The organism is Streptomyces sp. NPDC034099, assembly GCF_055575415.1.
The window spans coordinates 77097-100571 of sequence record NZ_JBVISR010000002.1 but is presented as its reverse complement, the minus strand read 5'-3'; the positions used below and the strand labels follow the sequence as shown (position 1 = coordinate 100571).

The 23475-nt window shown below is 73.5% G+C and carries 23 protein-coding genes; 8 read left to right on the top strand and 15 right to left on the bottom strand.

Annotation, left to right across the window (positions count from 1 at the left end):
* The first annotated feature begins 9 nt into the window (after nucleotides 1–9).
* The gene (locus ACZ56V_RS05535) at nucleotides 10–441 is read left to right on the top strand and encodes an ATP-binding protein (RefSeq protein ID WP_467383127.1); all 432 of its coding nucleotides are present in this window, start codon (nucleotides 10–12) and stop codon (nucleotides 439–441) included.
* Here ACZ56V_RS05535 and ACZ56V_RS05530 read toward each other — a convergent pair.
* A complete protein-coding gene (locus ACZ56V_RS05530; protein ID WP_467383128.1) occupies nucleotides 438–1268 on the bottom strand; it encodes a helix-turn-helix transcriptional regulator in 831 nt (276 codons plus the stop codon). The genes ACZ56V_RS05535 and ACZ56V_RS05530 overlap by 4 nt on opposite strands.
* Nucleotides 1269–1371: 103 nt before the next feature.
* On the opposite strand from ACZ56V_RS05530, the gene ACZ56V_RS05525 reads away from it, so the two are divergent.
* A complete protein-coding gene (locus ACZ56V_RS05525) occupies nucleotides 1372–2850 on the top strand; it encodes an MFS transporter (protein WP_398914106.1) in 1479 nt (492 codons plus the stop codon).
* A 13-nt stretch (nucleotides 2851–2863) separates the two neighbouring features.
* On the opposite strand, the gene ACZ56V_RS05520 is transcribed toward ACZ56V_RS05525, so the two are convergent.
* Nucleotides 2864–3454 (bottom strand): cysteine hydrolase family protein, encoded by a 591-nt coding sequence (locus tag ACZ56V_RS05520; protein WP_398914103.1) that lies wholly within the window; start codon nucleotides 3452–3454, stop codon nucleotides 2864–2866.
* 138 nt (nucleotides 3455–3592) lie between these two features.
* Here ACZ56V_RS05520 and ACZ56V_RS05515 point away from each other — a divergent pair, with 138 nt between their 5' ends.
* Nucleotides 3593–4594: a GlxA family transcriptional regulator gene (locus ACZ56V_RS05515; protein ID WP_468939542.1), complete on the top strand. Its 1002-nt coding sequence runs from the start codon at nucleotides 3593–3595 to the stop codon at nucleotides 4592–4594.
* Between the two features lie 45 nt (nucleotides 4595–4639).
* On the opposite strand, the gene ACZ56V_RS05510 is transcribed toward ACZ56V_RS05515, so the two are convergent.
* From ACZ56V_RS05510 to ACZ56V_RS05485, 6 genes are all read right to left on the bottom strand, one after another.
* Nucleotides 4640–5068, bottom strand: a complete 429-nt coding sequence (locus ACZ56V_RS05510) for a VOC family protein (RefSeq protein WP_398914099.1) — start codon at nucleotides 5066–5068, stop codon at nucleotides 4640–4642.
* Nucleotides 5069–5114: 46 nt separating this feature from the next.
* Complete coding sequence (locus ACZ56V_RS05505) at nucleotides 5115–5966, bottom strand: ECF transporter S component (protein WP_398914097.1); 852 nt, start codon at nucleotides 5964–5966, stop codon at nucleotides 5115–5117.
* Nucleotides 5963–7654 (bottom strand): ABC transporter ATP-binding protein, encoded by a 1692-nt coding sequence (locus ACZ56V_RS05500; RefSeq protein ID WP_468939538.1) that lies wholly within the window; start codon nucleotides 7652–7654, stop codon nucleotides 5963–5965. The genes ACZ56V_RS05505 and ACZ56V_RS05500 overlap by 4 nt, the downstream gene beginning before the upstream one ends.
* Nucleotides 7651–8784, bottom strand: coding sequence for an energy-coupling factor transporter transmembrane component T (locus ACZ56V_RS05495; RefSeq protein WP_468939536.1), 1134 nt, complete (start codon nucleotides 8782–8784; stop codon nucleotides 7651–7653). The genes ACZ56V_RS05500 and ACZ56V_RS05495 overlap by 4 nt, the downstream gene beginning before the upstream one ends.
* A gap of 94 nt (nucleotides 8785–8878) precedes the next feature.
* A complete protein-coding gene (locus tag ACZ56V_RS05490) occupies nucleotides 8879–9529 on the bottom strand; it encodes an SCO2322 family protein (RefSeq protein WP_468939534.1) in 651 nt (216 codons plus the stop codon).
* On the bottom strand, nucleotides 9526–10782 hold the full coding sequence (locus ACZ56V_RS05485) for a prenyltransferase/squalene oxidase repeat-containing protein (protein ID WP_468939531.1): 1257 nt from the start codon (nucleotides 10780–10782) through the stop codon (nucleotides 9526–9528). Before ACZ56V_RS05485 ends, ACZ56V_RS05490 begins: the two co-directional genes overlap by 4 nt.
* A gap of 316 nt (nucleotides 10783–11098) precedes the next feature.
* Here ACZ56V_RS05485 and ACZ56V_RS05480 point away from each other — a divergent pair, with 316 nt between their 5' ends.
* Nucleotides 11099–11782, top strand: a complete 684-nt coding sequence (locus tag ACZ56V_RS05480; RefSeq protein WP_468939528.1) for a phosphotransferase — start codon at nucleotides 11099–11101, stop codon at nucleotides 11780–11782.
* Nucleotides 11783–11792: 10 nt separating this feature from the next.
* On the opposite strand, the gene ACZ56V_RS05475 is transcribed toward ACZ56V_RS05480, so the two are convergent.
* Nucleotides 11793–12461: a TetR family transcriptional regulator gene (locus tag ACZ56V_RS05475; protein WP_398914292.1), complete on the bottom strand. Its 669-nt coding sequence runs from the start codon at nucleotides 12459–12461 to the stop codon at nucleotides 11793–11795.
* A gap of 154 nt (nucleotides 12462–12615) precedes the next feature.
* On the opposite strand from ACZ56V_RS05475, the gene ACZ56V_RS05470 reads away from it, so the two are divergent.
* Genes ACZ56V_RS05470 through ACZ56V_RS05460 form a run of 3 tightly spaced genes read left to right on the top strand, consistent with a single transcriptional unit; the run spans nucleotide 12616 to nucleotide 15820 of the window.
* Entirely contained in the window at nucleotides 12616–14007 is a 1392-nt protein-coding gene (locus ACZ56V_RS05470) for a glycosyltransferase family 4 protein (protein ID WP_398914084.1), read from the top strand.
* On the top strand, nucleotides 14001–14735 hold the full coding sequence (locus ACZ56V_RS05465) for a class I SAM-dependent methyltransferase (RefSeq protein ID WP_030181520.1): 735 nt from the start codon (nucleotides 14001–14003) through the stop codon (nucleotides 14733–14735). Before ACZ56V_RS05470 ends, ACZ56V_RS05465 begins: the two co-directional genes overlap by 7 nt.
* Nucleotides 14732–15820: a prenyltransferase/squalene oxidase repeat-containing protein gene (locus tag ACZ56V_RS05460; RefSeq protein WP_468939526.1), complete on the top strand. Its 1089-nt coding sequence runs from the start codon at nucleotides 14732–14734 to the stop codon at nucleotides 15818–15820. Before ACZ56V_RS05465 ends, ACZ56V_RS05460 begins: the two co-directional genes overlap by 4 nt.
* An 18-nt stretch (nucleotides 15821–15838) precedes the next feature.
* Here the strand turns inward: ACZ56V_RS05460 and ACZ56V_RS05455 are convergent, their stop codons facing one another.
* The 5 genes from ACZ56V_RS05455 to ACZ56V_RS05435 form a co-directional block, all read right to left on the bottom strand.
* Nucleotides 15839–16126, bottom strand: a complete 288-nt coding sequence (locus tag ACZ56V_RS05455; RefSeq protein ID WP_104630940.1) for a hypothetical protein — start codon at nucleotides 16124–16126, stop codon at nucleotides 15839–15841.
* Between the two features lie 107 nt (nucleotides 16127–16233).
* Nucleotides 16234–17106: a hypothetical protein gene (locus ACZ56V_RS05450; protein ID WP_468939523.1), complete on the bottom strand. Its 873-nt coding sequence runs from the start codon at nucleotides 17104–17106 to the stop codon at nucleotides 16234–16236.
* A 158-nt stretch (nucleotides 17107–17264) separates the two neighbouring features.
* Nucleotides 17265–18254 carry an N-acetylmuramoyl-L-alanine amidase gene (locus ACZ56V_RS05445; RefSeq protein WP_468939520.1) on the bottom strand — a complete coding sequence of 330 codons (990 nt, stop codon included), beginning with the start codon at nucleotides 18252–18254 and terminating at the stop codon, nucleotides 17265–17267.
* A 22-nt stretch (nucleotides 18255–18276) separates the two neighbouring features.
* Nucleotides 18277–18951 (bottom strand): class I SAM-dependent methyltransferase, encoded by a 675-nt coding sequence (locus ACZ56V_RS05440; RefSeq protein WP_467383145.1) that lies wholly within the window; start codon nucleotides 18949–18951, stop codon nucleotides 18277–18279.
* Between the two features lie 162 nt (nucleotides 18952–19113).
* Nucleotides 19114–20871, bottom strand: coding sequence for an MFS transporter (locus ACZ56V_RS05435; protein WP_467383146.1), 1758 nt, complete (start codon nucleotides 20869–20871; stop codon nucleotides 19114–19116).
* 217 nt (nucleotides 20872–21088) lie between these two features.
* Here ACZ56V_RS05435 and ACZ56V_RS05430 point away from each other — a divergent pair, with 217 nt between their 5' ends.
* Nucleotides 21089–22555, top strand: a complete 1467-nt coding sequence (locus tag ACZ56V_RS05430) for an MFS transporter (protein ID WP_468939515.1) — start codon at nucleotides 21089–21091, stop codon at nucleotides 22553–22555.
* A 266-nt stretch (nucleotides 22556–22821) separates the two neighbouring features.
* On the opposite strand, the gene ACZ56V_RS05425 is transcribed toward ACZ56V_RS05430, so the two are convergent.
* Nucleotides 22822–23454 carry a response regulator gene (locus ACZ56V_RS05425; RefSeq protein WP_468939513.1) on the bottom strand — a complete coding sequence of 211 codons (633 nt, stop codon included), beginning with the start codon at nucleotides 23452–23454 and terminating at the stop codon, nucleotides 22822–22824.
* Nucleotides 23455–23475 lie beyond the last annotated feature (21 nt).

Here is a 23475-nt window from a genome sequence, read left to right as displayed (position 1 = left end):
GCTCGTGCCGTGAACGAATACTTTCCCTCGGTCCTCCTGGGCCACTGCGCGAACCAGTACCGGATGAGCTTCACGGCCGGTGCCCACTCGGCCCGGCACGTCCGGCGCATCGTCCGCTCGTACCTGCACGAGTGGGACCTCGCCGAGTTGACCGACGCGGTCGAACTCGCCGTGACCGAGCTGCTGGCGAACGTCGTACGGCATGTCCCGGACCGCCGCTGCACGCTGCTGTTGCTGCGCCGGATGGGCGGGGGCGGGGGCGGGGTCCGGGTGGAGGTGTCGGACGGGAGCCCCCGGCAGCCGGTGCCGGCCGGGCCGGTGAGCGAGGACTCGGAGTGCGGCCGGGGGCTGACGCTGCTGGACGCGGTGGTCGACCAGTGGGGTGTGGAGCCGGGGCCGAGGGGCGGCAAGACCGTGTGGTTCGAGTGCGCGCCTGCCTAGAGCATCCGGGCCAGGCGCCGGGCGGTGGACTCGTCGGCCGGCGTCATCACCGTCATCCGGTGTCCGGTGTCCGGGACATGGGTGGAGACGAAGTTCAGCTGGAGCTGCCCGACGAGGGGGCTGTCGAGGCGCTTCGTCTCGTACTGCTGGGGCAGCACGTCGTGCCGGGCCCACAGCTGGGCGAACTCCTCCGATCGCTCCCGGAGGTCGTCGACGATGCCGGCGGCGGCAGCGGCCCCCAGCTCGGTGCCGGTCTCGGTACGCATCCTCGCGACCATCCGGGCGGCGACCAGATCGCCGTCGACATAGCGGCTGCGCCAGTCCGGGTCGGTGAAGAACTGCACCGCGCAGTTGCGCTCACCGGGCGGGATGAGGTCCATGTCGGTGAAGAGGAACCGGTAGGCACGGTTGTAGGCCAGCACGTCGAACAGCGGCGTCTGCAGGCATGCGGGGAAGGGGTCGAGCTTGTCCAGGACGGGCTGGAACGCCGCGGGGAGCCCCGGATCGTCTTCGGCGGGCTCGTCCTTCGGCGTACTCGATCCGGCGAGCTGGTGCAGGTGCCGTTGTTCGACGTCATCGAGTTGCAGGACGCGGGCGACCGCCCGGAGGACTTGAATGCTGACGTTGATCGGCCGACCCTGTTCGAGCCAGGTGTACCAGGTGACGCCGACTCCGGCGAGGACAGCGACTTCCTCACGCCGCAGGCCGGGCGTCCGCCTTCGCCCGGTGGACGGCAGGCCCGCCTGCTGCGGGGTCACGCGTTCGCGGCGGCTCCGGAGGAAGTCACCGAGTTCACGCCGGATCGCGGCGGACCTGGACGCTGTCATGTCATCAGTCTCCCGTACGGAGAACCTGGCATCCAGGTGCTGGTCAGTACCCCCATAAACGGGCTCCTGGTGCCAGGATAAGCAGCCCTTCAGGGTCGAGGTCATGACGACATCTTCCGCATCTTCCGCGCCGAGGAACGATCGCGCCGCGCCACCGTCCGCGCAGGCCCCCTCGCAACCGTCGGCTCCCGGGCTGGGGACGGGCCGGCTCCTGACCACACTGTCGGCGCTGCTGCTGTCGGTGGTCAGCTTCTCGGCCGCGGGCATCGCCGTACCCGACATCGGCGCGTCCCTGGGAGCCACTGCCGCCGAGCAGTCCCTGGTGGTGTCGGTGTACGCGCTGGGGTTCGCGGTCCCGATGGTCCTCGGCGGCAGGCTCGGGGACCTGTACGGGCGACGCCTGCTCTTCCTGGTCGGCATGGCCGGCTTCACCCTGTTCTCCCTGGGCGCGACGCTCGCCCCGAACATCACCGTGCTGATCGTCGCGCGAGCCCTCACCGGGATCTCCGCGGCGGCCATGGTCCCTCAGGTGCTGGCGACGATCACGGCGTCGACCCAGGGGGCCGAACGGGCTCGTGCCGTGGCGCTGTTCGGCGCGACCGCGGGCGGGGCCACCGCGATCGGTCAGGTCCTCGGCGGCGTGCTGCTGTCCGCCCCGCTGCTCGGTGCTCCGTGGCGCATGGTCTTCGCGATGAGCGTGGTCATGGGCGTGCTGGCGTTCGGCGCGGCGCTGCGCTGGCTGCCCGACACCCGTGCGCCCGGCCACCGGTCGCTCGACCTGGCCGGGACCGCTCTGCTCGGGCTCGCCCTGCTGGCGCTCATGCTGCCGGTCTCCCAGGGTGACGCCCTGGGCTGGCCGGTCTGGTGCTGGGCGCTGCTGGGGGCGACGCCGGTGCTCTTCGCGGTGTTCTGGCGGTGGCAGCTGCGGCTGCACCGCGGCGACGGCGTGCCGCTCGTACCGCCGCCGCTGTTCCGGCTCAGGTCGTACCGGATCGGACTGGTGATGGCGCTGCTGCTCCAGTCGGCGTTCGGCGCGTTCACGTTCCTCTACGCGATCTCCACGCAGACGGGGCTCGGCTGGTCACCCATGCACGCGGCCCTCGTGCTGCTGCCGTTCTCCCTGTGCTTCCTCACCGTGTCGATCTGGTCGGGAAAGCTCGCGCCCCGCTTCGGGTTCCGCAGGCTCCTGGTCGTCGGCGGAGTCATTCAGGCCGCGCTCCTGAGCGGCACGGCCGGGTCCGTGTTCGTCCAGGGCTCCGGCCTGGACTCGTGGACGTTCGGCGCTCTGCTCGTCGGGGTCGGGGTCGGACAGGCCTTCATGTTCGGGCCGCTTGTCGGAGCGATGATCGCGGAGGTCCCGTCGACCATGGCGGGAGCGGCGTCCGGCACGTTGCAGACCACCCAGCAAGCCGCGATGGGCCTCGGCGTCGCCGTCGCCGGCGGCCTGCTGGGCGCGGCCCTGTCCGGCTCCACCGCCCCGGCAGGTGAGGCCTATACGACCGCGTTGGCCATCTGCATGCTCGTCCAGGCGGCTTGCGCCCTGGTCTTCGCCCTGTGCGCGCTTGTCCTGCCTCGGCGCTAGAAACAGGCCCTGGCTAGGTCAGGGACTCCTGCGACGGTACGACGACGCCGTACATGTCGGCGACGGTGGCGAGGGCGCCGTAGTGCACCTGGCGGGCGTCGAGTTCGGTGTCCGCGACCGGCAGGGCGCGGGTGGCGCAGGCGTCGGCGACGACGGTGGGGCGGTTGCCGCGCAGGAAGGCGCCCTGGGCGGTGAACGCCACGCACATGTGCGTCATGAAGCCGACGACGACGAGGTCGTCGTTTCCGGCCGCGTCGACGTGCTCGCCGAGGTCCGTGCCGAAGAAGGAGTCCGGCGCCTTCTTGGTGACGACGGGCTCGCCCTCGACCGGCGCGACGCTCGGGTGGATCTGCCCGATCTCGGCCCCGAGGTCGTACGGGCTGCCCTCGCCGCCGTCGTGGACGACGTGGACGACCTTGGCGCCTTCCCGGCGGGCGCGGGCCAGCAGCCGGGCGCCCGCGTCGAGCGCGTCCTGCCAGCCGTCGAGTTCCATCACGCCGGTCGTGTAGGTGTTCTGGTAGTCGACGAGGACCAGCGTGGAGTCGGCGAGCTTGGCGGGGGTGTCGTCGAGCCCGCTGAGACGGCGCAGCGTGGTTCTGGGCATGGGAACTCCCTGGTGTCGTTCGGGGTGGTGCGGTGACGGATCGACCCGCGCCTACGACGCTAGGGCCGGTCATGGGATGTCGGCAATGTCGTCTAACCTGCAGATACCGACATGGCCGTGCGACCGTGGGAGAAAACCGTGAACTCCGTCGGACGACTGATCGTCGTCGTGCTCTTCGAGGGCGTCGACCTGCTCGACGTCACCGGGCCGCCGGAGGTGTTCTCCCTCGCGCGGCGCGAGACGGAGGACGCGGCGGGCTACGAGGTGGTCCTCGCCGCCGGGACCACGGACCCGGTCACCACCGCCGCCGGTGTCCGTGTCCTGCCCGACGCCACCTTCGAGGAGCTGTCCGCGCGGCGCATCGACACCCTGATCGTGCCCGGCGCGGTCGAGGTCGACGATCGGCGCCGGGTCCGGGCGCTCACCGATCCCACGGTGGTCGACTGGGTGCGGCGGCTCGCGGAACGGACCCGGCGGGTCACGTCCGTCTGCGTCGGAGCGCACGTCCTGGCAGCCGCCGGGCTGCTCGACGGCAAGCGGGCCACCACGCACTGGTCGACCGCGCGGCAGCTCGCCGACGAGCATCCGGAGGTCGAGGTCGACGCCGACCCGATCTTCATCCGCGAGGGCGACGTGTGGACCGGCGCGGGCATCAGCTCCTGCCTCGACCTCTCCCTCGCCCTCGTCGCCGACGACCTCGGCGAGGCGGTGGCGCTGCGGGTGGCCCGGCAGCTCGTGATGTATTTGAAACGGCCCAGCGGACAGAGCCAGTTCAGCGTGCCGCTGGAGCAGGTCTCCACGACCCGGCGCGTCGAGGACCTCCGCCACCACATCATGCGCAACATCGCCGCACCGCTCACCGTCGCCGACCTCGCGGCCCACGCCCACGTCAGCGACCGGCAGCTCACCCGCATCTTCAAGACCGAACTCGGCACGACCCCGTACGCCTACGTCGAGTCGGCGCGCGTGGAAGTGGCACGCCGGCAGCTCGAATCCACCGACGCGACCCTGGAACGCATCGCCTCCGCCTGCGGTTTCGGCACCGTCGACACCCTGATCAGAGCCTTCCGCCGCAGACTCGACACGACCCCGACCGAGTACCGCCGCCGGTTCCGGACGAGCGTGAGCGCCCACCGCTAGGGCCTGTCGTGCCACAGGAAGGCGGGAAGGGCGCGTTCGCGGTCCTCAGTCGATGCAGAACTCGTTGCCCTCGATGTCCTGCATGGGGATGCACGCGTCGTTGCCGTCGTACAGCGTGCGCACGTGGACCGCGCCGAGCGGGACCAGGCGTGCGCACTCGGCCTCAAGGGCGGCGAGGCGCTCCTCGCCCACGAGCCCGGTGCCCACCCGCACGTCGAGATGCAGCCGGTTCTTGGCGGCCTTCCCTTCGGGAACGCGCTGGAAGTACAGTCGCGGGCCCACGCCCGAGGGGTCGACGCAGGCGAACCACGCGTCCTGCCGCTCAGGTGGCAGCGAGCGCTTGTAGTCGTCCCAGGTGTCGAACTCCGCCGGTGGCGGCGGTACGACGTACCCCAGCACCTCGCACCAGAATCGAGCGAGGCGCTCGGGTTCCGCGCAGTCGAAGGTGACTTGGAACTTCTTGATCGACGTCATCGGGCCACCATAGGGGCGCGTTCGCTCACCGTCGGCAGGTTTTCCGCTACGACGGGCGGCTCACCTCGTCGGACTTCTGGAACGTGACCGGCGTCTCGAAGGCCGCCCTGCGGGTCGCGCGGCGCAGTGCCTTCAGGACCGGGGTGCCGAGGGCGAGGGTCAGGACAACCGTCATGGCGGCGCGGCCACCGTCCCAGCCCAGCGACGTCGCCAGGCAGTAGGCGAGGAAGCGGGCCAGGTTGTCCGCGATCGACGCGTCCGGGTCGAAGGCGATGTTCGAGGCGAGGGTGTTCATGAAGGTCCAGCCCGCCAGGTTCATCACCGTGCCGTAGGCGAAGGCCGCCAGGAAGCCGTACACGGCCAGCATCAGCAGCTCCGCGCGGCCGCGCAGGCGGTCGGGGCCCGGCAGCAGGCCCGCGCCCATCGTGAACCAGCCCATCGCCAGCATCTGGAAGGGCATCCACGGCCCCACCCCGCCGGTGAGCAGCGCGGACGCGAACATGGTGACCGAGCCGAGGACGAAGCCGAAGCCGGGGCCGAGGACCCGGCCGCTGAGCACCATGAGGAAGAACATCGGCTCCAGGCCCGCCGTCCCCGCGCCGATGGGGCGCAGCGCCGCGCCCGCCGCCGCCAGCACGCCGAGCATCGCCACGGCCTTCGGGCCCAGCCCCGACTCCGAGATCGTCGCCGCCACCACCGCCACCAGCAGCACCAGCAGGCCAGCGAACAGCCACGGCGCGTCCTGCGCGTGCGCGTTCAGGGAGGCGTCCGGCGGGGCCAGGAAGGGCCACCCGAAGCCCGCCACGCCGACCGCGCTGACCAGCAGGAGGGCGGCGACCGAGCGGGGGCCGAGGCGCACGGCGCGGGCCTGGCGCTGGGGAGGGGAGCCGCCGGTCACGACAGGGCCTCCCGTACCTGTGCCACGGTCAGCCACTTGCGCGGCGCCAGCACCTTGGCGACCTGCGGCGCGTAGGACGGGGAGGCCACCACCACGTCCGCCGCCGGGCCGTCGGCGATCACCTCTCCGTCGGCGAGCAGGACGACGCGGTGGGCCAGCTCGGCGGCAAGTTCCACGTCGTGCGTGGCCAGCACGATCGCGTGGCCCTCGGCGGCCAGACCGCGCAGGATGCGGGCCAGGCGGGCCTTCGCCGCGTAGTCCAGGCCGCGCGTCGGCTCGTCCAGGAGGAGGAGCGGAGGGCGGGCGGTGAGGACGACGGACAGGGCCAGGGTGAGGCGCTGGCCCTCGGAGAGGTCCCGGGGGTGGGTGTCGTCCGTGACGCCGGGGAGCAGTTCGGTGAGCAGGGCGCGGCAGGTGCCCGGGGTCGCCTCCGCGTCCCGGTCGGCGGCCGCGCACTCGGCGGCGACCGTGTCGGCGTACAGCAGGTCGCGCGGCTCCTGCGGGACCAGGCCGACCCGCCGTACGAGGTCGCGCGGCGCCGTGCGGTGCGGCACGGCGTCCCCGGCGCGGACCGAACCCGCCGACGGCTCGACCAGGCCGACGAGCGCCGAGAGCAGGGTCGACTTCCCGGCGCCGTTGCGGCCCATGAGGGCGACCGTCTCGCCGGGGGAGACGGTCAGGTCGACGTGGCGCAGGGCCTGGACACCGTCGCGGCGCACGGCGAGGGAGCGGACCTCGGCGGCGTACGGGGTGGGGGCCGAGGTGGCCTCCGGGAGTTTCCGGCGGCGGCGCCAACGGGAGGCGACCGGGCGCGGGGCGGGGGGCGCCGGGAGCGGGGCGGACGGCGGCGGGGTGCGGTCCGGGATCTCCCGGCCGGCCAGGCGTTCGCGCAGGGGAGCGGCCCGGCGGCGCGCGTCCCGGATCGTCAGCGGCAGCGGGGACCAGCCCGCCAGCCTGCCCAGACCCACCACCGGCGGGTACACCGGGGACACCGCCATCACGTCCGCCGGAGCGCCGATGAGCGGCGCCTCGCCGGGGGCCGGGAGCAGGACGACCTGGTCGGCGTACTGGATGACCCGCTCCAGGCGGTGCTCGGCCATCAGGACCGTCGTACCGAGGTCGTGGACCAGGCGCTGGAGGACGGCCAGGACCTCCTCGGCGGCGGCGGGGTCCAGGGCGGAGGTCGGCTCGTCCAGGACCAGGACGTCCGGGTGCGGGGTGAGGACCGAGCCGATGGCGACCCGCTGCTGCTGGCCGCCGGAGAGCGTGGCGATGGGGCGGGACCTAAGGCCGGCCAGGCCCAGCAGGTCGAGGGTCTCCTCGACGCGGCGGCGCATCACGTCCGGGGCGAGGCCCAGGGACTCCATGCCGTAGGCCAGTTCGTCCTCGACGGTGTCCGTCACGAAGTGGGACAGCGGGTCCTGGCCGACCGTGCCCACCACGTCGGCGAGTTCGCGCGGCTTGTGGGTGCGGGTGTCGCGGCCGGCCACGGTGACCCGGCCGCTCAGCGTGCCGCCGGTGAAGTGCGGGACGAGGCCGCCGACCGCGCCGAGCACGGTGGACTTGCCGACGCCGGAGGGACCGGCGAGCAGGACGAGTTCACCCTCCGGGACCTCGAAGTCCACGTGCCGGACGGTGGGTTCGGCCACGCCGTCGTACGTGACGGACACGTCCTCGAAGCGGATCACGACGGCTCCTTCACGGCGGTCTCGGGTGCGGGGGTGATGAACGCCGGGAGCAGGCCGACGAGTACGGCCGCCGCGGGCCACAGCGGGAGGGACGGCGCGACCAGCGGGACCACGCCCGGGTGCAGTGCCGCCGGGTCGCGGGCGGCGGCGAGGAACAGGAGCGCCGCGACCGTCGCGCCGGAGGCGGTGACCAGCCAGGCGCGGGCGTCCCAGCGGTCGGGACGGTAGCGGGTGCGGACCGTGCGCCGGCCGCCGAGCCACAGGCCCGCGAGTGCGGCGGCGACACCGGCCAGGAGCACGGGGATGCCGTACGTGCCGCCCGCCGCGGTCAGCAGTCCGTACGTGCCGGCGCAGACGCCGAGCAGGCCGCCCAGGGTGAGGGCGGCGGTGGTCCGGCGGACCCGGGCCGGGACCTGCGCGGTACGACCGTAGCCGCGGGCGTCCATCGCGGCGGCGAGGGCGACGGAGCGTTCCAGGGCGCCCTCCAGGACGGGGAGCCCCACCTGGAGCAGGCCCCGTACGCCGTGGTCCGGGCGGCCGCGCAGTCGGCGGGCGGCGCGCAGGCGCTGGACGTCCGCGATCAGGTTCGGCGCGAAGGTGAGGGCCACGACGACGGCGACGCCCATCTCGTACAGGGCGCCGGGGAGGGACTTGAGGAGGCGGGACGGGTTGGCGAGGGCGTTCGCCGCGCCGACGCAGATGAGGAGGGTGGCCAGCTTCATCGCGTCGTACAGCGCGAAGGTGAGGCCCTCCGCGGTGACCCGGCCGCCGAGGCGGATGCCCTGCGCCCAGTCGGGGAGGGGGACTTCGGGGAGGGTGAGGAGGGTGTGGGTGCCGGGGACCGGGGAGCCGAGGACGGTGGTGAAGAGGAGGCGGATGAGGAGGACGGCGAGGGCGAGTTTGACGAAGGCGCCGTAGGAGCGGGACCAAGGGGCGTGCGGGCGGCGGGTGATGACGACGTAGGCGGAGACGGTGATGAGGAGGGCGAGGAGGAGGGGGTTGGTGGTGCGGGTGGCGGCGGTGCCGAGGGCCAGGGCCCAGAGCCACCAGGCGCCGGGGTGCAGGGTTCCGCGGCGCTGGTGGGGGGTGGGGACGCTCGCCCGCGCTGACGGGGTGCCGTCTGCGCCCACCCTCCCCCACGCTCGGCTTCGCTCGCGCGGGGGGACCCCCATCGCCCCAGCGGCACGATTACCCGCAGGGGGAGCGGCACTACTGCCCGCAGCCTCAGCGGGTTGCATTCCTGCGCCGCCTTGCCTGCCAGGCGCCTGCGGCGGCCAAGGCGGCGATCACCGCGATGCCCGCGTAGAGGCCGACGGACGGGCCTTCGTCGTCCTCCGCGGTCTCCGGGGCGGCCGTGGGCTTCGCGTTCTGCTTCTGTGACACCTGTTCCCCGCATCCCGACTTGGGGTAGCCCGCGATCGCGCACAGCAGGGCGTTGGTGTCGTAGCGGAGGGGGCCGGCGACGGCGGCCAGGGCGTCGGCCGCCGTCGCGTCGGGGGAGACCCGGGCGCAGGCCGTGCGCGGGGCGGGCGGGGTCTCGCCGGACGGGGCGTCGGGTGCCGTGCCGAAGTCGAGGACCAGCGCCACCCGCTTGCTGCCGTCCTCGGCCGGGGTCTTCGCGCAGATCGACGCGAAGTCAGCCGTGCCGCGCGGTTGGGCCGCGTCGCCCGAGTTCTCGCTCACCGCGAAGCGGAAGCCCTGCACATCACCGTCGGAGGGGCGGACCAGGGACGGGCCCTGGGTGGCGTAGACCCACTTCCCGCCGTCGCGGTCCCAGAAGGACCAGTAGCGGTACCCGGCGGCCTGTGCCTGGCCCGCGGTCCCGGTCAGCAGGACTGCGGCCAGGAAGAGGAGGACGAGGCGGCGGGGGGTCACGGCTGCTGCTTCTTGCTGCGGTTGCTGAGCAGGAAGCCGATGCCGATGCCGAAGACCAGGCAGACGCCGACGAACCACCAGACGCCGAACGGGGAGTCGTCGTCCTTCTTCTGGTCCGACTTCTCGTCCGCGTTCGCGGACGCGGTGTCCTTCGCCGTCACCCCCTGCGGAGCCGGTCCCGTCGCGTTCAGCTTCTCCACCAGGTCGGTGCCCCCGAAGTCGCGCGGGTCGGTGCCCGTGGCGTGGGCGGCGAAGATCAGCTGGGCGTAGGCGGCGGGGCCGCTCTGCGCGGCCCACTTCGCGGCGTTCTTCTTCAGCCAGGCCAGCGGCTGGGCCGCCTTGTCCGCGCCGCCCTGCGCCGCGAGGGCGACGACGGCGTCGGCGGTGTTGCCGTAGTCGGGCTGGTCGGCGGAGCCGCCGAGGGCGGAGACGAGGTGGCCGTCCTTGGCGAGCGTGTCGGTGAGATACGCGGCGGCGTTGGCGGCGGCGCGCTCGCGGGTGGGCTTGCCCGCGTCGGCGCACGAGGCGGCGCCGGTCTTCTCACCGGCCTCGGTGACCAGGCCCTTGCCGAGCGCGCCGAGCACACTGGCGGCGGTCGCGTCCGCGTTGGCGAGCAGCTTGCCGTCCTTGTCGGGCTGGAAGGCGAAGGCGCCCGCGCCCTTGTCCTTCGCACAGGGCAGGGCGAACGTCAGCAGGGCGTCGTACGGGGACTTGCCGCCCTTCTCGACGTCCTCGGGGTTCGTCTCGGTGGCGGTCAGGGCGCCGATGACGACGGAGGTGGAGTTGGCGTCGCTGGGTGTGCCGGGGCTGTAGCCCCAGCCGCCGTCCTTGTTCTGCACGGACTTCAGCCAGCCGAGGGCCTCCTCGATCACGTCGCCGTGCCCGCCGACGGCCCACAGCGCCTGGACGGCGGCGGCCGTGTTGTTGGTGTCGACCGGCGTCCTGGCGTCGCAGGACTTGGACGGGTCGGCGCGGAAGGGGGCGAAGGCGCCGTTCGCGCACTGCTGGTCCGTGAGCCACTTCACGGCCGTCGAGGACGGGACCACGCCCGCCGTGTCCTGCGCGAGCAGCGCGAGGGACTGGCGCCAGACACCGTCGTACTGGGGGTCGGTGGTCCCGTACAGCCCGGACGGTGCGGACGCGGACGGGGAGGCGGACGGTGACGGATCGGCGGCGACCGCGGGCGCGGTGGCGGCGCCGATCACGGCTATGGCGGCCAGAGCCGCGGCGCTGCTGCGACGGCGGACGTTCATGATCGGCGGGTGCCTTTCCCTGTGCGGGGACCGGCAGCACGGGGCACCCCCGGCGGCTCGGCCCCGTATGCCTCGACGGTGCCCGCGCACCGGCGGGCGCCGGGCACGTGAGCCGGTCACATCCGTGCGGGGCAGTCCGGCTCACCGGCCGGGAGTCTCAAGGGGCTCGGCGGCGGCTCACGGTTGCGGGTCAGCGCCGGAATTGCACCGGCTTCCCCCCGTACGGGTGATGACGACGCCGCCACTTTACCCGCCCCCCGGGGCCGGGCCGAGGGGCGGCCGGACGGGAGGAGCGGCCGGGGGATACGTTCCGGGCATGCGCACGGGGAGACTGATAGGGGCGGGGCGCACGGCCGACGTGTACGAGGCCGGCGCGGGGTGGGTGCTGCGGCGCGACCGGCAGGGCGTCGGGGACGCGGTGGCCGAGGGCGCGGTGATGGAACACGTACGGGCGCACGGCTACCCGGTGCCACGGGTGCGGCCTTCCGGCCCGGAGGCGCCGGAGACCGACCCGCGCAGGGACCTGGTCATGGAGCGGCTGTCCGGGCCGACGATGCTGCGGGCCTGCCTGGACGGGGCGTTGACGCCCCAGGACGCCGGCGGCATGCTCGCGCGGTTGCTGCGGCTGCTGCACCAGGTGCCCCCGTACCGCTCCACCGGCTCGGGCGTGCGCGTCCTCCACCTGGACCTGCACCCGGACAACGTGATCCTCACGGCCGACGGTCCCCGGGTGATCGACTGGTCCAACGCCGAGGAGGGTGACCCCGGTCTGGACTGGGGCACGTCCGCGGTGATCCTCGCCCAGGTGGCGGCCGTCGGCGGCCCGATGGCCGAGCCCGCCGGAGTCATGCTGGCCGCGCTGCTCGCCGATCCGTCCGCCCTCACGCCGGACGGCCTCGCCGAGGCGCTGCGGCGACGGGCGGCCAACCCCACCATGGGCCCGCAGGAGGTGGCGGCGCTGCCCGCGGCCGAGGAGCTGATCCGCTCCCGCCTGGGGTGACCGGTCGCCCTCAGCGGTGCGCGGCCTCCGCTTCCCTCCCGGCCTCGGTCAGGTCGATCAGCCGGCACACCGTCTCGATGTCCACCCGCACCTGGGCCAGGGAGGTACGGCCGGCGAGCCAGGTGATCAGGGTCGAGAGCCAGGTGTGCTCGACGACCCGGACCGCCGACAGCTGCTCGGCGGTCGGGTTCTCCAGGCCGCCCATCGCGTCCAGGATGATCGCCGTGGTCTGCCGCGAGACCTGGTCGACCTCCGGGGAGACGCTGCGGTCGGCGAAGGTCAGGGCGCGGGCCATCGCCTCGGCCAGCCGGGGCTCGCGCTGCAAGGCGCCGAAGGCCCGCATCAGGGTCTGCGCCACCCGGTCCGCGGCCGTCTCGCCGGTGGGCGGGCTCTTGCGCAGGGTGCCGTGCAGCCGCTCCAACTGGTCGTGCATGGTCGCGACCAGCAGGTGCACCTTGGACGGGAAGTACCGGTACAGCGTGCCGAGGGCGACCTGCGAGGACTCCGCGACCTCCCGCATCTGCACCGCCTCGAAGCCGCCCCGGCAGGCCAGCTGCGCGGTCGCGTGCAGGATGCGACGGCGCCGCTCCCGCTGCCGCTCGGTCAGGGGCGGTGCGGAGGAGCGGTGCGCCGGACCGGATGCCTCCGCTGCCTGGCCCGGGTGGTCCACCTCGCTCACCTTCTCCCCCGTGGCGTGAATCACCTGATCCACTCGTCACAGCCCGGCTACCTGCCGGTAGATTCGAAGCCGCTGACGATCAAGTCTGAAACTTGTTCTAGATTAACCTCCCGACGTAGTGTCGCGGGACAGCGCAGTGAGAAGGGGGCCCAGAGTGACCGCCGAGGCCAGTCAGAGGGGTCCCCGTCCGGAGCCCGCCGCCGACGGCTCGCCACCGCTGCGCATCGCACTCCTCACCTACAAGGGGAACCCGTTCTGCGGCGGCCAGGGCGTCTACGTCCGCCACCTCTCCCGCGAACTGGCCCGCCTCGGCCACCGCGTCGAGGTCATCGGCGCCCAGCCCTATCCCGTCCTGGACGTCCTGGACGGCCGCGAGGACCGGCTGTCCCTCACCGAGCTGCCCAGCCTCGACCTCTACCGCCAGCCCGACCCCTTCCGCACCCCGAGGCGCGGCGAGTACCGCGACTGGATCGACGCGCTCGAGGTCGGCACGATGTGGACCGGTGGCTTCCCGGAGCCGCTGACGTTCTCGCTGCGCGCCCGCCGCCATCTGCGGTCCCGCCGCGGTGACTTCGATGTCGTGCACGACAACCAGACCCTCGGCTACGGCCTGCTGGGCGACGTGGGCGCGCCCCTCGTCACCACCATCCACCACCCCATCACCGTCGACCGGCAGCTGGAACTCGACGCCGCCGACAGCCGGGGGCGCCGCTACTCCGTGCGCCGTTGGTACGCCTTCACCCGGATGCAGAAGCGCGTCGCGCGCCGCCTGCCCTCCGTGCTCACCGTCTCCGGCACCTCCCGCCAGGAGATCGTCGACCACCTCGGCGTACGGGACGACCGCATCCACGTCGTCCACATCGGCGCCGACACCGACCTGTTCTCGCCCGACCCGTCGGTGCCCCGGGTGCCGGGCCGGATCGTGACGACGTCCAGCGCGGACGTGCCGCTCAAGGGCCTGGTCTTCCTCGTCGAGGCGCTCGCGAAGGCGCGCACCGAGCATCCCCGGGCCCACCTCGTCGTCGTCGGCAAGCGGCCCGCCGAGGGGCCCGTCGCCCAGGCGATCGAGCGCTACGGCCTCGAAGGCGCCGTCGAGTTCGTCAAGGGCATCTCCGACGCCGAACTGGTCGACCTGGTGCGCTCGGCGGAGGTCGCGTGCGTGCCCTCGCTGTACGAGGGGTTCTCGCTGCCCGCCGCCGAGGCCATGGCGACCGGCACCGCGCTGCTCGCCACCACTGGCGGGGCGGTCCCCGAGGTCGCCGGACCCGATGGGGAGACCTGCCTCGCGGTGCCGCCGGGCGACGCCGACGCGCTGGCCGCCGGGCTGAACCGGCTGCTGGGCGACCGCGAACTGCGGATCAGGCTCGGCGCCGCCGGGCGCGAACGCGTACTGCGGCACTTCACCTGGGCGCGCGCCGCCGAGGGCACCGTCGCCCGCTACCGCGAGGCCATCGGCGCCGCCCCCACGACCACCCCGAGGATCGTGCCCGCGACCCCGACCCCCAGTGACACCGGCGTCTACCCCGAAAGCAGGGCCACGTGCTGACCGTCGACTTCTCCCGGTTCCCGCTCGCCCCGGGCGACCGCGTCCTGGACCTCGGCTGCGGCGCCGGCCGGCACGCGTTCGAGTGCTACCGGCGCGGGGCCAGGGTCGTCGCGCTGGACCGGAACGCCGAGGAGATCCGCGAGGTCGCCAAGTGGTTCGCCGCGATGGAGGAGGCCGGTGAGGCCCCGGCCGGCGCCACCGCCACCGCCATGGAGGGCGACGCCCTGGCCCTGCCCTTCCCGGACGAGTCCTTCGACGTCGTCATCATCTCCGAGGTGATGGAGCACATCCCCGACGACAAGGGCGTCCTCGCCGAGATGGTCCGCGTCCTCAAGCCCGGTGGGCGCATCGCGATCACCGTGCCGCGCTACGGTCCCGAGAAGGTCTGCTGGACCCTCTCCGACGCCTACCACGAGGTCGAGGGCGGCCACATCCGCATCTACCGGGCCGACCAGCTCCTCGCCCGCATCCGCGAGGCCGGACTCAAGCCGTACGGCACCCACCACGCGCACGCGCTGCACTCGCCGTACTGGTGGCTGAAGTGCGCGTTCGGCGTCGACAACGACAAGGCGCTGCCGGTGCGGGCGTACCACAAGCTGCTGGTGTGGGACATCATGAAGAAGCCGCTGGCCACCCGGGTCGCCGAGCAGGCGCTGAACCCGCTGATCGGCAAGAGCTTCGTGGCCTACGCGACCAAGCCGCACCTGCCGCCGGTGGACGCCGCGTGACGACCTCGCGCTCGCCCCGCACGCCCCGTACCGAACACCTCGTCCTGCCCGGCGTCCTCACCGAGGCCGAGGCCGCCGCGACCGTCCGCGGCATCCTCGCCGTCCAGCGCGAGGACGGCGCCATCCCGTGGTTCCGCGGACACCACCTCGACCCGTGGGACCACGTCGAGGCCGCCATGGCCCTGGACACGGCCGACGAGCACGAGGCCGCCGAGCGGGCGTACGCGTGGCTGGCCCGGCACCAGAACCCGGACGGCTCCTGGTACGCCGCCTACGCCGACGGGGACTTCGCCGACGTCACCGACCGCGGCCGGGAGACCAACTTCGTCGCCTACGTCGCGGTCGGCGTCTGGCACCACTACCTCGCCACCGGCGACGACACCTTCCTGGAGAGGATGTGGCCCGTCGTCCACGCGGCGGTCGAGTTCGTGCTGCGCCTCCAGCAGCCCGGCGGACAGATCGGCTGGCGCAGGGGCGACGACGGCACCGGCACCACGGACGCGCTGCTGACCGGCAGTTCCTCCATCCACCAGGCGTTGCGGTGCGCGCTCGCCATCGCCGAGCAGCGCGAAGAGCCGCAGCCCGGCTGGGAGTTGGCGGCGGGAGCGCTGCGGCACGCCATCCGCCGCCATCCGGAGCGGTTCCTGGACAAGGACCGCTACTCGATGGACTGGTACTACCCCGTGCTGGGCGGCGCGCTGACCGGCACGGAGGCCAGGTCTCGCATCCAGGAGAGCTGGGACCGTTTCGTGGTCCCGGGCTTCGGCGTGCGCTGCGTCGTCCCCAACCCGTGGGTGACGGGCGGCGAGTCGGCCGAACTCGCGCTCGCCCTGTGGGCGGTGGGGGAGTCGGACCACGCCCTGGAGATCCTCCAGTCCATCCAGCACCTGCGGGACGCGGACAGCGGCCTGTACTGGACGGGCTACGTCTTCGAGGACGACGCCATATGGCCGCGCGAGCTGACCACCTGGACGGCCGGTTCGCTGCTGCTCGCCGTCGCCGCGCTCGGCGGCCACGAGGCCACCTGCCAGGTCTTCGCGGGCGACCGGCTGCCCAGGGGACTGGACCCGGACTGCTGCGTCTGAGCCGCCCGGGCCCGGCGGTCAGTGACGGCCGAGGCGATTGGCGACGGCGTGGCCGACGAAGAGGTAGACGACCGCGGCCAGTCCGTAGCCGGCGACGACCCGGGCCCAGTCCTCGTCGAAGGTGAAGAGGTCGTGCGACCAGCCGGCCAGCCAGTTGGCCGCGTCATGGACGAACTGCACCAGGTCGTTGGCCCGGTTGGCGTCCAACAGGTACATCAGGATCCACAGGCCGAGGATGAAGGCCATGATGTCCGCGACGATCGCGATGGCCCGGCCGGCGGAGGTGGAACCGTGGTATCTAGACATGCCTTCCGTATGGCCCCGCAGGCCCGGAGGAAACCTGTGCCGACGGCCCCTCGTCCGGAACCGGGTCCGGACGAGGGGCCGTTGAGGTGTCGGCGGCGTCGGCGCGATCAGCCGCGCTGGATGCCCGAGGTGTCCTGCAGGACGCCGCGACGGCCGTCCTGGGTCTGCGCGACCAGGTTGGCGCCGCGCTGCTCGACGGCCAGGTACCAGGTGCCCGGCGCCAGCTCGGCGATCGGCGTCGGGGAGCCGTCCTCCGCGAACAGCGGACGCGGCACCGGCACGGCGAACCAGAACGGGGAGAAGTCCCCGGCCGGCTGGGCCTGCGCCTGCTGCGGCTGACCGGGCTGCGGCTGGCCCGGCTGGGGCTGGCCCGGCTGCGGCTGGCCGCCGAAGGCCGGACCCGGCTGACCCGGCTGCCCGGGGTGGCCCGGCTGGCCGCCGTACGGCTGCTGCTGGGCGCCCGGGTAGCCGTAACCACCCTGGGGCTGGCCGCCGTAGGGCTGCGGCGCGGCCGGGCGGGGGGCCGGGATCAGGGTGCCCTTGAGGGCGGGGAGCAGCGGAGTGGCCACCGCGGCGGCGGCCATGACCAGCGTGGCGATGAGGGCGAGGATCAGGCCCAAGCCGAGGTCGGGACCGTCGGAGCCACCGCCGACGTTGTCGACACCGCTCGCCGGGTCGAAGACGTTGCCGAGGGCGCTCCACGCGGCGAAGATCGTGAACGCGATGCCGAACTGGCCGAGGTCCAGGCCGACGACCTTCTTGGGCTGCGGCAGCCCGCGGGCCACCACGATGAGTGCGGCGCCGATGATGCCCGCCAGCACGACGCTGAGTACGACCGGCCCGCTGCCCCACAGGTTGGGCAGTTCGAGGCTGTCGGGGGCGTCTTCGACGGAGTAGAGGCTGAGGAACGACGCGATCAACAGCAGAACCGCTGCTCCGATCACCACGCCGTCGCCTCGAGTGAGGGAGCGGATATTCACTTCAGGTCCTTCGTAGGTCGTCTCGTCGTCAATAGAGGCGTCGCTGTCACGATGGCGCCGAAAGGTTCCGGTGTGAAGCGCGGGGGTGGCCCCTCATCGTAGGGACGACACTATCGTCCGGACATCGGGGCTGTCCGCAGGGATGGGGACGCTGATCACTACCCGCGCAGGAAGCTCACGATTCCCTCAGACATCCCCTGCGCCGCCTTCTGCCGCCACGTGCCGCTGGTCAGCAGGGCCGCGTCCTTGGCGTCGCGCATGTTGCCGCACTCGATGAACACCTTGGGAACCGTTGACAGATTGAGACCGCCCAGGTCCGTGCGCGTGACCAGACCGGTGCCGTCGCCGAGGTAGTTGGAGGGCGCGGTGCCCGTGATCCGCACGAAGCCGCCCGCGACGCGCTTGCCCAGTTCGGCGGAGGGCGCCACGATCGCGCGGGTGTCGGCGGCCCCGTCGTGCACCGGACCCGGCAGGATCACGTGGAAGCCGCGGTTGCCGGCCCCCGACCCGTCGGCGTGGATCGAGATCGCGGCGTCGGCCTTCGCCTCGTTGCCGATCCGGGCCCGCTCGTCCACACAGGGTCCGTACGGACGGTCGCCGTCCTGCGTCAGCTTCACGGTCGCGCCCCGCGCCTCCAGCAGGGTGCGCAGCCGGTGGGCCACGTCGAGGGTGAACTTCGCCTCGGGCCAGCCCGCGTCGGTGGCCGTGCCCGTGGTGTCGCACTCCTTCCAGTGCGTGCCGACGTTCACCTTGCGGTTGATCTCGGACGCGTGCTGGAAGTTGGCGGGGTTGTGGCCCGGGTCGATGACGACGACCTTGCCCTTGAGGGCGCCGGAGCCCGCGGCGGGCGCGGACTTCGAGGCGGACGCGGACGGTTTGTCGGACGTGGGTGCCGGTGACGGACCCGTGGGCTTCTCGGCGTCGCCGCCCGGGGAGCCGGGGGCGTCGGGCGAGGCGGCCGCCGACGTCCGTACGCCCGCAGCGTGGCCGCTGTCGCCGCCCCCGTCGTCCGGGCCGCCGACCGCCGCGTACACCCCCCAGCCGAGCAGCGCCCCGGGCACGAGCGCGGCGACCGCCACGGTCAGCGGGCGGCGCAGCGGGGAGCGGCGGGGCTGGGGAGGTTCGAAGTCCGGGCCTGTGTACGACACGTCAGCGACTCTAACCGGGCCCTCAGATCCCCGCGCCGGTTCGCCGCAGGACGCGCAGCGAGTCGGTCGCGGAGACCTCGGTGAACGCGCCGGACGCCAGCGCCCTGAGGTAGACGCGGTACGGGGCCTGGCCGGTGAACTCGTCGGCCGGGTCCGGGAAGACGTCGTGGATGACCAGCAGCCCGCCGTCGGCCACGTGCGGGGCCCAGCCCTCGTAGTCGGCGTTCGCGTGCTCGTCGGTGTGGCCGCCGTCGACGAAGACGAGGCCGAGCGGGGTGTTCCAGACCGCCGCGACCTGGGGGGAGCGTCCGACCAGAGCGACCACGTGCTCCTCCAGACCGGCCCGGTGCAGGGTGCGGCGGAAGGTGGGCAGGGTGTCCATCACGCCCAGCTCCGGGTCGACCGTCTCCGGGTCGTGGTAGTCCCAGCCCGGCTGCTGTTCCTCGCTGCCCCGGTGGTGGTCGACGGTGAGTGCGATGACCCCGGCCCGGCGGGCCGCGTCGGCCAGCAGGACGGTGGAGCGCCCGCAGTAGGTGCCGACCTCCAGCAGCGGCAGCCCGAGTCCGCCCGCGGCCACGGCGGCGGCGTACAGCGCGCGGCCCTCGTGCGCGGGCATGAACCCCTTCGCGGCCTCGAAGACGGCCAGGACGTCGGGGGAGGGGGAGGCAGCGGGGACGGAGTCGGGGGCCGCGGTCATGGGGGCCTTTCGGTGGTGCGGGTGCGGGTGCGGGTGCGGGTGCGGGTGTGCGGGGACGGGGCGCCGGTCCGGTGGGGCGGGATGTGCCGGCGCCCCATGCTGCCGCACCCCCTGCCGCGTGGCGCGACAGGGGGTGCGGGGACCGGCCGGGGCCGGGCGGGGTCAGGCCGGGACCGTCTCGCCCGGCAGCGACAGGTCCAGGTCGACCGGGCGGTCGCCGCCGTGGGTGGCCGCGTGGGCGAGCGGGGCGTGGCCCGCGGCGCGGGCGGCCAGGACGTACGGGCCCTCGGCGGGCACGGCGAGGGCGTAGCTGCCGTCGCCCGCGGAGAGGGTCGCGCCCGCCTGCCGTCCGTGCCGGTCGATCAGCGTGACCTTGGCGCGGGGGACGGGGGCCCCGTCGGCGGCCAGCACCCGGCCGCGGAAGCCGTGCGGCGGCTGTCCGGCCCCGGCGAGCGCCTGCTCGGCGCGGGCCAGGTTCGCGTCCTCCTCGCTGCTCGCGCGCAGCTGCGACACCGTCGCCGTCGTGCGGCGGGGCAGGAAGAAGGCCAGCACCAGGCCGACCGCGACGGCGCCCGCCGCGATCATGAAGGAGACGCGGAAGCCGTGCAGTGTGGGGACGGCGACACCGCCCGCGTCGTTCGCCGTGTTGGCGAGCACCATGCCGATGACGGCGCTCGACACCGACGTACCGATGGACCGCATCAGCGTGTTGAGGCCGTTGGCGGCGCCCGTCTCGGAGGCCGGGACCGCGCTGATGATCAGGGCGGGCAGGGAGGAGTAGGCGAGGCCGATGCCCGCGCCGATCAGCACCGAGGTGACGACGGTCTGCCAGGCGGCGCTCATCAGGCCGAGGCCGCCGGCGTAGCCGATCCCGATGATCACCAGGCCGATGATGAGGGTGGTGCGGGGGCCGTAGCGGGCCGACAGGCGGGCGTAGACCGGGGCGGTGAACATCATCGTCAGGCCCAGCGGGGCCACGCACAGGCCCGCGACGACCATCGACTGACCGAGGCCGTAGCCGGTCTCGGAGGGCAGCTGGAGGAGCTGCGGCAGGACGAGGGAGATGACGAAGAAGGAGACGCCGACCATGATCGAGGCGAGGTTGGTGAGCAGCACCTCGCGGCGGGCCGTGGTGCGCAGGTCGACCAGCGGGGCCGCGACGCGCAGCTCCATCAGGCCCCACAGGAGCAGGACCACGACGGCGGCGGCGAACAGGCCGAGCGTGGTGGGCGACGACCAGCCCCAGTCGCTGCCCTTGCTGATCGGCAGCAGGAAGAGGATCAGACCGGCCGACAGGCCCAGCGCGCCCGGCAGGTCGAAGGAGCCCTTGGCGCGCAGCGGGGACTCCGGCACGACGAGCAGGGTCAGGGCGATGGAGACGACACCGAGGCCGGCGGCGCCGTAGTACAGGGCGTGCCAGTCGGTGTGCTGCGCGACCAGGGCCGCGGCGGGCAGCGCGAGGCCGCCGCCGACGCCGATCGAGGAACTCATCAGCGCCATCGCCGAGCCGAGCCGCTCACGGGGCAGCATGTCGCGCATCAGGCCGATGCCGAGGGGTATGGCGCCCATCGCGAAGCCCTGGAGCGTACGGCCGACGATCATCGGGATCAGGGCGTCGGTGAGCGCGCTGAGCAGTGCGCCGACGACCATCACCGACAGGCTGGCGATCAGCATGCGGCGCTTGCCGAACAGGTCGCCGAGCCGGCCCATGATCGGGGTGGCCACGGCTCCGGACAGGAGCGTGGAGGTCAGGACCCAGGTGGCGTTGCTGGGTGAGGTGTCCAGAAGTCGGGGCAGGTCCTTGATGACCGGGACCAGCAGGGTCTGCATCACCGCGACGACGATGCCCGCGAACGCGAGTACCGGGACGGTGGCCCCGCTCGCTCGCCGCGCGGGTTCGTCGGTCGTCGTGTGGGACATGGGGTGGGGCCTCCAGGCCGAAGGTGGCGGATGCGGTGCGTGATCGGGATGTGTGCAGACTGAACCTCGTGCGCCCGGGCAACTATTCCGTTGCTTCGAGTCGCTAACTAATTCTTGACCTTCTCTTGGGATGGCCAGGGGGTGACGAGTAGGTCGCGGGACCTAGGCCGGTCCGGGGCCGAAATACCGATGCAAGGGGCACGGCCGGGTTGAGACCATGACACCCATGCTGGAAGCCAGCGGTACCTCCACCGCATCCCGAGTATCGCCGCGCCGCCGTACCCCACCGACCTGGCTGGTCGTGGCGCTCGCCTGCGCCGGGCAGTTCCTGGTCGTGCTCGACGTGTCCGTCGTCAACGTCGCCCTGCCGTCGATGCGGGCCGACCTCGGGCTGAGCGCACAGGGGCTGCAGTGGGTGGTCAACGCCTACGCCATCGCCTTCGCCGGGTTCATGCTGCTCGGCGGACGGGCCGGTGACCTGTACGGGCGCAAGCGGATGTTCCTGGTCGGGCTCGGGCTCTTCACGCTGGCCTCGCTGGGCGGCGGTCTCGCCCAGGAGGGCTGGCAGCTGCTGGCCGCCCGCGCCGTGCAGGGGCTCGGTGCCGCCGTGCTCGCCCCCTCGACGCTGACCATCCTGACCGCCGCGGTGCCGGAGGGCGCGGCGCGGGCCCGCGCGATCGCGACCTGGACCGCGGTGGGCGCGGGCGGCGGTGCCGCGGGCGGCCTGGTGGGCGGCGCCCTGGTGGACGGGCTGTCCTGGCGCTGGGTGCTGCTGATCAACGTGCCGGTGGGCGTGGTCGTGCTGGCCGGCGCCGCGCTGTGGCTGGCCGAGAGCAAGGGCGGCCCACGGCGCCGCCTCGACCTGCCGGGCGCGCTGCTGGTGACCGCCGGTCTCGCCACGCTGGCCTACGGCATCTCGCAGACCGAGTCCGAGGGCTGGGCGGCGACGGCGACCCTGGTGCCGCTGCTGGCCGGGCTCGCGCTGCTCGGGCTCTTCCTCCTCGTCGAGGCGCGGACGGCGGCGCCGCTGATGCCGCTGGGGCTGCTGCGGCTGCGGTCGGTCGCGTCGGCGAACGTGGCGATGCTGGTGTCCGGCTCGTCGATGTTCTCGATGTGGTTCTTCATGACCCTGTACGCGCAGAACGTGCTCGGCTACTCCCCGCTGGAGGCGGGCCTGGCCCTGGTGCCCAGCTCCCTGGCGGTGATCCTCGGCTCGAAGGCGGCCCCGCGGTTCCTGCCGGTGCTCGGGGCACGCAACGTGGCCGTGCTCGGCACGCTCGTCGCGGCGGTCGGCTTCGGCTGGCAGTCGACGATGACCGCGGACGGCGGCTATCTGACCGCGATCATGATCCCCGGCGTGCTGATGATGCTGGGCGCGGGCATCGCGGCGACCCCGCTGGCCTCGCTGGCCATCTCCGGCGCGGCGCCCGGGGACGCCGGACTGGTCTCCGGGCTGATCAACACCTCCCGGACGATGGGCGGTTCGCTGGGGCTCGCGGTGATGTCGACGATCGCGGCGGCCCGGGCCGGGGGCGAGGACGCGGACCCGGTGGCCCTGACGGACGGCTACGCGCTGGTCTTCCGCACGGGCGCGGCGGTTCTGCTCGCCGCGGCCGTACTCATGTGGGCATGGCTCCCAGCAGGACGACCGAACCCCGAGCCGAAGTCCCGCAACACACCCTGACCACCGTCCGGCGCACCCGCGCTATCCATGTACGGCTCCGCCGCGGGGCGCGATCACCCCGTGTCGCCGGCTTCCTGGAGCGCCCCTGAAAGGGGCGCGGGGAACTGCGCGATCAATCCCCACCGGCCCGCGGCCGACGCACGGCCCCCGGCACCCTTTCGGGTCGCCCCCGTGTCGCCGGGCACGTGGAGCGCCCCAAGGGGGCGCGGGGAACTGCGCGATCAACCCCCACCGCCCCGCAGTCGACGAACCGCCCCTTGGACCGGTCAGAGCCACCCCTGCCGCCGCGCAGCGCGAAGCGCCTCCGCCCGGTTGCGGGTCGCCGTTTTGCCGATGGCCGCGGACAGGTAGTTGCGGACCGTCGACTCGGACAGATGCAGCGCTCCGGCGATGTCGGCGACCGTCGCCCCGTCCGCCGAGGCCCGCAGGACGTCGCACTCCCGCGCCGTGAGCGGACTGGGCCCCGCGCTCAGCGCGGCCGCGGCGAGCGCCGGGTCGACGACCGTCTCTCCGGCCAGCACCCGGCGGATCGCGCCGGCCAGCTCCTCCACCGGGCCGTCCTTGACCAGGAAACCCGCGGCGCCCGCCTCCATGGCCCGCCGCAGGTACCCGGGGCGGCCGAACGTCGTCAGGATCAGCACCCGGCAGCCCGGCGTCCGCTCCCGCAGCTCGGCGGCGGCGTCCAGGCCGCTCAGGCCCGGCAGTTCGATGTCGAGGAGGGCGATGTCGGGGCGGTGCGCGAGCGCGGCGGGGACGATCTCGTCACCGGCCGCCACCTGCGCGACCACCTCGATGTCCGCCTCCATCCCGAGCAGCAGCGCCAGCGCGCCCCGCATCATGCCCTGGTCCTCGGCGAGGAGGACGCGGACGGGATGGGCGCGGGGCGTCTCGTCGGTCACGGGGCAAGGGTAGAGGGCGGG

Coding starts and splice junctions, on each gene's coding strand:
- ACZ56V_RS05435 (WP_467383146.1), bottom strand. CDS start 20,871: ATGTCCCACACGACGACCGACGAACCCGCGCGGCGAGCGAGCGGGGCC.
- ACZ56V_RS05525 (WP_398914106.1), top strand. CDS start 1,372: ATGACGACATCTTCCGCATCTTCCGCGCCGAGGAACGATCGCGCCGCG.
- ACZ56V_RS05440 (WP_467383145.1), bottom strand. CDS start 18,951: ATGACCGCGGCCCCCGACTCCGTCCCCGCTGCCTCCCCCTCCCCCGAC.
- ACZ56V_RS05530 (WP_467383128.1), bottom strand. CDS start 1,268: ATGACAGCGTCCAGGTCCGCCGCGATCCGGCGTGAACTCGGTGACTTC.
- ACZ56V_RS05510 (WP_398914099.1), bottom strand. CDS start 5,068: ATGACGTCGATCAAGAAGTTCCAAGTCACCTTCGACTGCGCGGAACCC.
- ACZ56V_RS05485 (WP_468939531.1), bottom strand. CDS start 10,782: ATGAACGTCCGCCGTCGCAGCAGCGCCGCGGCTCTGGCCGCCATAGCC.
- ACZ56V_RS05480 (WP_468939528.1), top strand. CDS start 11,099: ATGCGCACGGGGAGACTGATAGGGGCGGGGCGCACGGCCGACGTGTAC.
- ACZ56V_RS05520 (WP_398914103.1), bottom strand. CDS start 3,454: ATGCCCAGAACCACGCTGCGCCGTCTCAGCGGGCTCGACGACACCCCC.
- ACZ56V_RS05455 (WP_104630940.1), bottom strand. CDS start 16,126: ATGTCTAGATACCACGGTTCCACCTCCGCCGGCCGGGCCATCGCGATC.
- ACZ56V_RS05430 (WP_468939515.1), top strand. CDS start 21,089: ATGACACCCATGCTGGAAGCCAGCGGTACCTCCACCGCATCCCGAGTA.